Source organism: Streptomyces sp. PA03-6a (genome assembly GCF_033792765.1).
Taxonomy (GTDB): Bacteria; Actinomycetota; Actinomycetes; order Streptomycetales; family Streptomycetaceae; genus Actinacidiphila.
This window is the reverse complement of the sequence record NZ_JARAVK010000362.1, coordinates 1-7,049: the sequence shown is the minus strand read 5'-3', so window position 1 is coordinate 7,049 and position 7,049 is coordinate 1. Positions and strand designations below refer to the sequence as shown.

The 7,049-nt window shown below is 73.4% G+C and carries 8 protein-coding genes; 3 read left to right on the top strand and 5 right to left on the bottom strand.

Annotation, left to right across the window (positions count from 1 at the left end; genetic code table 11):
* The first annotated feature begins 154 nt into the window (after positions 1-154).
* Positions 155-1,600, top strand: coding sequence for an amidase (locus tag PV350_RS42965; protein WP_499511010.1), 1,446 nt, complete (start codon positions 155-157; stop codon positions 1,598-1,600).
* Here the strand turns inward: PV350_RS42965 and soxR are convergent.
* Both soxR and PV350_RS42955 read right to left on the bottom strand, forming a co-directional pair.
* Positions 1,533-2,078, bottom strand: a complete 546-nt coding sequence (gene soxR, locus PV350_RS42960) for a redox-sensitive transcriptional activator SoxR (RefSeq protein WP_499511011.1) — start codon at positions 2,076-2,078, stop codon at positions 1,533-1,535. The genes PV350_RS42965 and soxR overlap by 68 nt on opposite strands.
* Before the next feature lie 9 nt (positions 2,079-2,087).
* Positions 2,088-3,407 carry a glycosyltransferase 87 family protein gene (locus tag PV350_RS42955; protein WP_500338820.1) on the bottom strand — a complete coding sequence of 440 codons (1,320 nt, stop codon included), beginning with the start codon at positions 3,405-3,407 and terminating at the stop codon, positions 2,088-2,090.
* Positions 3,408-3,533: 126 nt separating this feature from the next.
* Here PV350_RS42955 and PV350_RS42950 point away from each other — a divergent pair, with 126 nt between their 5' ends.
* Positions 3,534-3,995 carry a MaoC family dehydratase gene (locus PV350_RS42950; RefSeq protein WP_499511013.1) on the top strand — a complete coding sequence of 154 codons (462 nt, stop codon included), beginning with the start codon at positions 3,534-3,536 and terminating at the stop codon, positions 3,993-3,995.
* On the opposite strand, the gene PV350_RS42945 is transcribed toward PV350_RS42950, so the two are convergent.
* Positions 3,986-4,618 carry a TetR/AcrR family transcriptional regulator gene (locus tag PV350_RS42945; protein ID WP_499511014.1) on the bottom strand — a complete coding sequence of 211 codons (633 nt, stop codon included), beginning with the start codon at positions 4,616-4,618 and terminating at the stop codon, positions 3,986-3,988. The genes PV350_RS42950 and PV350_RS42945 overlap by 10 nt on opposite strands.
* Before the next feature lie 71 nt (positions 4,619-4,689).
* Complete coding sequence (locus tag PV350_RS42940) at positions 4,690-5,841, bottom strand: acyl-CoA dehydrogenase family protein (protein ID WP_499511015.1); 1,152 nt, start codon at positions 5,839-5,841, stop codon at positions 4,690-4,692.
* A gap of 68 nt (positions 5,842-5,909) precedes the next feature.
* Here PV350_RS42940 and PV350_RS42935 point away from each other — a divergent pair, with 68 nt between their 5' ends.
* On the top strand, positions 5,910-6,569 hold the full coding sequence (locus PV350_RS42935) for a TetR/AcrR family transcriptional regulator (RefSeq protein ID WP_500338818.1): 660 nt from the start codon (positions 5,910-5,912) through the stop codon (positions 6,567-6,569).
* 3 nt (positions 6,570-6,572) lie between these two features.
* Here the strand turns inward: PV350_RS42935 and PV350_RS42930 are convergent, their stop codons facing one another.
* The gene (locus PV350_RS42930) at positions 6,573-6,860 is read right to left on the bottom strand and encodes a hypothetical protein (protein WP_499511017.1); all 288 of its coding nucleotides are present in this window, start codon (positions 6,858-6,860) and stop codon (positions 6,573-6,575) included.
* Between the last annotated feature and the right edge of the window lie 189 nt (positions 6,861-7,049).

The following is a 7,049-nucleotide window of genomic DNA, read 5'->3' as shown; positions in this document are numbered from 1 at the left end:
GGCGGGGGAGAAACCGCAACAGCAACAACCGCGGCGCCGCACACGAGGCACCCGGGCCCCACGAACACACCGCGCTACTGACACCCCGCCGCCGTGGTGCGACGATGCCACCCCAGGCAACGCACACCCTCGCGCGACGGGACGGGACCGGCACATGGCGGAGCTGCACGATCTGACGGCGCTGGAGCAGGGGAACGCGATCAAGGCCGGGGAGGTCTCCCCGACAGAGCTCGCCGAGCACTATCTGGACCGCGTCGACCGGCACAACGACACCCTCGGGGCGTTCATCACCGTGACCCCGGAGATCGCCCGCAAGCAGGCCGCCGACGCCGAGTCGGAGGCGCTCGCGGCCCGCCGCGAGGACCGCCAAGGGCAGCTGTCGCCGCTGCACGGCGTCCCGGTCCCGGTCAAGGACCTCAACTTCGTGGCCGGCGTGCGCTGCACCCTCGGCTCGCAGGCGTACGCCGACCACGTGCCGGACGTCGACGACCACGTCGCCGCCAAACTGCGCGCGGCCGGGACGGTCCTGCTGGGCAAGACCAACACCCCGGAGTTCGGGCTGCCCTGCTACACCGAGAACAAGCTCGCCCCGCCCGCCCGCACCCCGTGGGACCTGGAGCGGTCCGCCGGCGGCTCCAGCGGCGGGGCGGCGGCCGCGGTCGCCGCGGGGCTCGCGCCGGTCGCGCAGGGCAGCGACGGCGGCGGCTCGATCCGCATCCCCTCCTCCGTCTGCGGACTGTTCGGCATCAAGCCCAGCCGCGGAAGGGTCAGCGCGGGCCCGGTGCAGCACGACGTGAGCGGTCTGAGCGGCAGCGGCCCGATAGCCCGTACGGTCGCGGACGCGGCGGCCCTGCTCGACGTCCTGGCGGGCCCGATGCCGGGCGACCCGTACAGCGCGCCGTCGTTGCCGCCCGGTGAGTCCTTCTCCTCGTACGTCACCCGTGAGCCGGGAGCGCTGCGCGTGGTGGGGCTGCCGCGGCCGCCCGTGCCCGGGGTCGAACTGCACCCGGACTGCCGCGCCGCGTACGAGGGGACCGCGGAACTGCTGCGCGGGCTCGGACACCAGGTGGACGAGATCGAACTGCCCGTCGACGACGCGATCCTGCACGCCTTCACCCGGGTGTGGGGCGTGATGGCCACCGTCTACCCGGTGGCGCCGGAACAGGAGGAGCTGCTGATGCCGCTCACGCGGCACCTGCGTGCCGAGGGCGGCAAGGTGAGCGGCCCGGACTTCGCGGCGTCGCTGTACGCGTTCCGGGCGCTGGGGCAGCTGATCGCGGACGCGCTGCTGTCCTCGTACGACCTGGTGCTGACCCCGACGCTGGCGCAGCCCCCGGCGTTCGTCGGGAGCGCGGGCCTGCGGGACGACGACGACCCGGCGGCGGAGTTCGCGGGGCTGGCCGTCTACACGCCGTTCACCCCGATCTTCAACGCCACCGGCCAGCCGGCCGTGAACGTGCCGTTGCACTGGACGGAGGAGGGGCTGCCGATCGGTGTGATGTTCGGCGGCCGTTACGGGGACGAGGCGACGCTCATCTCGCTGTCGGCGCAGCTGGAGGCGGCCCGTCCGTGGGCCGGCCGCAGGCCCGCGATCTGGTAGCGGGGGCGGGGCGCGGCGGCGGCTCCGTACCGAGCAGCCGCCGCGCGCCCGGTCCCTGGTCGCCGAGCGTGTCGCCGGGGTTGGACAGGGCGCAGCGGTCCAGGGAGAGGCAGCCGCAGCCGATGCAGTCGTCGAGGCTGTCCCGGAGCGCGGTGAGCCGGTCGATGCGGGCGTCGAGTTCGGCCCGCCAGCCCGCGGAGAGCCGGGCCCAGTCGGCCCGGTCCGGGGTGCGGCCCTCGGGCAGGCCGTCCAGCGCCTCGCGGATCGCGGCGAGCGGCATGCCGACCCGCTGGGAGGCCCGGATGAAGGCGACGCGGCGCAGGGTGTCGCGGGCGTAGCGGCGCTGGTTGCCGGCTGTGCGGCGGCTGCGGATCAGGCCCTGGGCCTCGTAGTAGTGCAGCGCGGAGACGGCGGCCCCGCTGCGCCCGCTCAGCTGGCCGACGGTCAGTTCGCGGTGCTCGCCCGGGATCCTCGCCACGTCCCGACTCTACTTGCGGTGCGGGACGCTGGTCCGCCACAGCCGGACGCAGGAGACGAGCGCGGCGGCGACCAGCAGCGCGTTGCGGACGGCGACGATGGCGGCGCCCTGCCAGGTGACGGCGGTGACGTCCGTGAAGAACAGCGGGTAGTCGACCGTGGTGACGGCGGTGGCGAGCAGCACCAGCGCGGCGACCGGCCGTTGGGTGGTCTGCCGCATGGTGAGGCAGACCGCGCCGAGGCCGATCAGCCAGACCAGGTACTGGGGGCTGATGACCCGGCTGGTGACGGTGAACAGGAGCACGGCGGTCAGCGCCGCGTCGTACGGCGTGGCCGGGGTCCAACGGGCCGCCCTCACGCGCCACATCAGCAGCCACACCAGGGCGATCCCGGTGAGCAGCAGGGAGGCGGTGGTGATCTCGGCGACGTACGGGCCGGTGAACTCCAACGACCCGTAGTGCGCGACCACGCGCCCCGGCCAGCCGAACATCTCGGCGACGTGCAGGAAGGTGCCGCCGAGGGACTCGATCTCGACCCCGCGGTGGTGCTGCGCTGACAGGAAGCCGAGGGCGCCGCGGAACGCGGTGCACAGCACCAGCAGCAGCCCGCCGGCGGACAGGGCGAGCGCGGTCCAGGTCTGCCGGGTGGTCCGGCCGCGGGGGGTGCCGAGCACGGTCAGCACGGGCCAGAGCTTGATCAGGGCGGCGAGCCCGGCGAGCGCGCCGCCGAGCCGCGGCCGCGCGGGCAGCGCGAGCAGCGCGCCGACGGCGACGACGGTGACCATCAGGTCGTACCGGGCGTAGGGCAGCTGCATCAGCAGCGGCAGGGCGAGCGCCCACAGCCAGGCACCGGCCGTGCTGCGTCCGGGCCGGCCGGTCCCGGCCCGCAGCAGGAGGAGCAGGACGACGGCGTCGGCGGCGAGCGACAGCAGGACGAAGCCCTGCAGGTAGCTGAGCCCGGGCAGCAGCGCCGGGGCGAGCATCACCAGCGCGGCCCCGGGCGGGTACTGCCAGGTCACGTCGCCCACGGGGAAGGTCCCGTGCGTGAAGCCCTCGCTCCAGTGGCGGTAGAGGAAGTGCACCTCGCGGGCGATGTCGCCCTGCCCGCTGCGCAGCAGGGCCAGCATGACCACCCGGCTGGCCAGCCAGTAGACGGCGAGGGCGAGCCAGCTCTGGGGCCAGGTCGCGGGGCGCAGCAGGACGGTGCGGACGGCCGCCGGGGAGGGGGTGCGGCCGCCGCTTCGGACCTCCACCGGGTGCCAGTCGGACGGGCTGGTCTCCGTGGGGGCCTCGGCCACTTCCGTCTCCTCCACCGGCGCGAACAGGGGCATACGCAGATGAAAGATAGTCACAAACCAGATGAACGGCCCTTGATACGCGCCGGGTGCGGGGCGTTGACACGGATCCTCCGCGGAGACCATGCTGAGCAAGCGCTTGGACAGTACGGGAGGCATGACATGGGACAGCCCAGGATCTTCACCTCGGTCGGCGAACTGAAGGACGCCATCGGGGAGGACCTCGGGACGACCGGCTGGCTGGAGGTCGACCAGAAGCGGATCGACCTGTTCGCGGACGCCACCGGGGACCACCAGTGGATCCACGTGGATCCGCAGAAGGCTGCCGAGGGCCCCTTCGGCACCACCATCGCGCACGGCTACCTGACGCTGTCGCTGATCCCGTCCCTCACCCCGGAGCTGCTGCGGGTCGAGGGCGTGAAGATGGGCGTCAACTACGGCGTGAACAAGGTCCGTTTCCCCTCCCCCGTGCCGGTCGGCTCACGGCTGCGGGCCGGCGGCCGGATCGCCGAGGTGAGCGAGGTGCCCGGCGGTGCCCAGCTCGTCGTGGCGATCACCGTGGAGCGGGAGGGCGGCGACAAGCCGGTGTGCGTGGCCGAGACGGTCGTCCGCTTCTACCTCTGACGGGGCGCGTACCCGACCATGCGCAGGGCGAGATCGGCGTACAGCGCGCCGATCTCGTCCGGCGTCCGGCGCCCGCCGGGGTTGAACCAGCGGGCCACGTCGATGCAGAGCGACAGCAGCGCGACGGTCGTCCCGGAGACGTCCGGCACGTCGAAGTCCCCGGCCTGCACGCCGTCGTGGATGACCGAGCGGACCGCGGCCTCGCTCTCCCGGCGCAGCTCCACCACCTCGGTGTAGTGCTCGGGGCCGAGGGCGCCGAGCTCGTACTGCACGACTCGGCCCGTTGTGTGGTGCTCCGCGTGCCAGCGGACGAAGGAGCGCACGGCCGTGGCCAGCCGTTCGGCGGGGCCGCCCCCGCCGTTCGCGGCGTCCTGGAGCAGCCCGAGGGAGAGCCGGTGCCCGACCACGCTGATCTGGTAGAGCAGCTCTTCCTTGGTCTTGTAGTGGATGTAGAGCGCCGCGGGGCTCATGCCGGCCCGGCCCGCGATGTCGCGCGTGGTCGTCGCGTGGTAGCCGCGCTCCGCGAACGCCTCGACCGCGGCGATCACCAGCCGCCTGGCGGCATCAGGGGTGATGCCGGTCCACGCCTCGGTCCGCTCCGACTGCTCCGCCTCCACGTCCATGGCGGACACCCTACATGGACGCTGAGCAAGCGCTTAGATACCGAGCGGTCGGTCGGCGCCGGGCGGCCCCGTCAGAAGGCCGCGATCCCCGTCAGCTCCCGGCCGATCAGCAGTTTCTGGATCTGGCTCGTGCCCTCGTAGAGGGTCATCACGCGGGCGTCCCGCAGCAGCTTGCCCACGGGGTACTCGTCGATGTAGCCGTAGCCGCCGAAGACCTGCAGCGCGTTGTTGGCGCAGCGCACCGCGGCCTCGCTCGCGAAGAGCTTCGCCTTGGACGACTCCGCCGCGAAGGGCCGGCCCCGGTCGATGAGGTCGGCGACCCGCCAGGTCAGCAGCCGGGCCGCGTCCACGTCCAGGGCGATGTCCGCGAGGAGCTCCTGCACCAGCTGGTGCGCGGCGATCGGCTTGCCGAACTGCACGCGGTCCTTGGCGTAGCCCACGGCCGCGTCCAGCGCCGCCTGCGCGATGCCCACGCACCCGGCGGCGACCGACATGCGGCCCTTGGCCAGGGCGGACATCGCCACCGAGAAGCCCTTCCCCTCCGGCCCGAGCATCGCCGAGGCCGGCACGCGCACGTCCTCCAGCACCAGCTCCGCCGTGGCCTGGCCGCGCAGCCCCAGCTTCCCGTGCACCTCGTGCCGGGAGAGGCCGGGGGTGCCGGTGGGCACGAGGAAAGCGCTGACGCCCTTGTGGCCGGGGAGGTCGTTGGTGCGGGCGAAGAGCAGGACCACGTCCGCCCAGGTGCCGTTCGTGATGAACATCTTGGCGCCGTTGATCACGTAGTCGCCGCCCTCGCGCCGGGCCCGCGTGGTCAGGCTGCCGGCGTCCGAGCCGGTGCCGGGCTCGGTCAGCCCGAAGCAGCCCACCGCCTCGCCGGAGGCCAGCCGGGGCAGCCAGGCCCGCTTCTGCTCCTCCGTGCCCCAGTGGGCGACGGACTTCGCCACCAGCCCGAGCGAGACGGAGACGATCCCCCGCACGGACGAGTCCCCGCGCCCCAGCTCCTCGGTGACCAGGCAGTACGCCAGGTGGTCGCCGCCCGAGCCGCCATACTCCTCCGGGATGGTCAGCCCGAGGAAGCCCACGGCACCCAGCTTCTTGACGATGCCCCGGTCCACGCCCTCCGCCCGGTCCCACGCGGCCGCGTGCGGCACGATCTCGCGCTCGGCGAACTCGGCGGCCAGCGCGCGGACCGCGGCCTGCTCCTCGGACAGCTCAAGATTCACGGCGCACCTCGGTTCGGCTTTAAATTATCACTGCTAGTTTCCTGGCGGCAGCCTCTACTATGTGCCGCATGGCCCGCCCCCGCAAGCCCCTGCTCAGCCGCGAACGCATCGTCGCCACGGCACTCGCGCTCGTGGACGGGGAGGGACTGCAGGCCGTCTCCACGCGCCGTCTCGCGGCGGAGCTCGGCGTCAGCGGGCCGAGCCTGTACAACCACTTCACGACCAAGGACGGGATCCTGGACGCGGTCGCCGACGCGGTCGTCGGCGAGGTCGACCTCTCCATGTTCGACGACGGCCGCGACTGGCGCGACGCCCTGCTCGCCTGGGCCCGCTCCTACCGCGCCGCGCTCGCGGCCCACCCCCAGATCGTCCCGTTCCTCGCGCAGGGCCCGGGCCGCCGTCCGGCAGGCCTGCGCATGGCCGACGCGGTCTTCGGCGGCATGACCGCCGCCGGATGGCCCCCGGCCCACGCCACCCGCGTGGGCGCGCTCATGCGGTACTTCGTGGCGGGGTCTGCGCTGGGGTCCTTCGCGCGGGGGTTCGTCGACGACCCCTCGGCGTACGACCCGGCGGACTACCCGCACCTCGGGCAGGCCCACCTGCTCGCGGAACGGCAGCAGCAGGTGGACGAGGGCGCCTTCGAGACGGGCCTGCGCGCCCTCGTCGACGGCCTCGCGGTGCAGTTCGCTGCGCTCGGGGGCCGGGCACCGGCCCCCGAGGCCCAGTAGGCCTCACAGCTCGCAGGGGGCGGCGAAGCAGACGGGGTGCGTGCGCCAGTCGTCGTCGGTGTCCATGCCGCCGCCGTAGCCGTCCCCGTCGTGGTCACCGCGGCCCGGGTCCCAGTGATCCGCGTCCCAGCCGCCGGAACCGTCCTGGCTCATGTCGTCGGTGTGGAGGAGCGTCGAGTACGACCCGGAGTCATCGGCGAACGCGGTCGTGGGCAGCAGCGCGCCACCCGTCACGAAGGCGGAGGCGGCGGCGAGCGCGAAGAAGCGGCGGGTCAGGATCTTGTGCGGCATGGGAGTTCCCCTCGGGCGGAGGCCGCCTGTGCGGCCCGCTTATCTGGACTCCCTCCAGTAGGCGGTGCGTGCCCGCTCCCGGTCACGCCCCTTCATTTCGTGGCTTGACACGGTCGGGGCGTCCATGTGCAGGTGCGGCGCCGTTGTCGTTGCGGTTGGGGGTTTCCCGCCCGCCGCCCTCCCCCAGCC